Origin of the sequence: Dubosiella newyorkensis (genome assembly GCF_001945605.1) — a bacterium.
GTDB lineage: Bacteria > Bacillota_I > Bacilli_A > Erysipelotrichales > Erysipelotrichaceae > Dubosiella > Dubosiella newyorkensis.
Genome location: NZ_MPKA01000119.1, coordinates 1 through 653, shown reverse-complemented (window position 1 = coordinate 653; position 653 = coordinate 1). Strand labels below are relative to the sequence as shown.

The following is a 653-nucleotide window of genomic DNA, read 5'->3' as shown; positions in this document are numbered from 1 at the left end:
ATGATAACACAGAACTTGCGGCCGTTCATGCCATTGCGGACAAAAAATGGAATTATCAGGAAGAGCACTACACGGCGCTGACCGTCTACGCTTTGAAAGACGACAGCGAAGAGATCCGCCAGCTCGCCAAAAAGAACCTGAAAACAATAGGAGACCTGTATGATGAACGAAACGACGACCAATAGCGAATATCAAAGACTGGTCAGCCATTTGACCTATCTCAAGATGGATATGATGATCGAGCATCTCGACGAAGTGCTCGATCAGATCAGCGGCCAGAGCCTGAGCTTTGTGGAAGCGCTCAACAAACTGACCCAGTACGAGATCGACCGGAAAGAGATCAATATGATCAATTCAATGGTAAAGGTGGCGGGCTTCCCCCATCGCCGGGAATTGAAAGATTTCGATTTTTCTTTCCAGCCCTCGATCAACAAAGAACAGATCATGGATTTCTCAACCCTGCGGTTTCTGGAAAACAAAGAGAACATCGTGTTTTTGGGAAACAGCGGCGTAGGAAAAACCCATATGGCCGTGAGCCTGGGAATCGAAGCCGCCAAGAAGAGGAACAGCACCTACTTCATCAAATGCCACGACCTCATCCAGCAGCTGAGAAAAGCCAACGAAGAAAATCGGCTGGAAAACCGTTTGAAGAA

Annotated in this window: 2 protein-coding genes; both read left to right on the top strand. The window is 47.8% G+C overall.

Features of this window, described 5'->3' with window-relative positions; all coding sequences use genetic code 11:
* On the top strand, positions 1–185 hold a 185-nt coding region (locus BO225_RS12450), incomplete at its 5' end, for a hypothetical protein (RefSeq protein WP_198936143.1).
* A partial coding sequence (locus BO225_RS11100) for an ATP-binding protein (RefSeq protein ID WP_198936142.1) occupies positions 160–653 on the top strand: 494 nt, incomplete at its 3' end. The genes BO225_RS12450 and BO225_RS11100, both read left to right, overlap by 26 nt.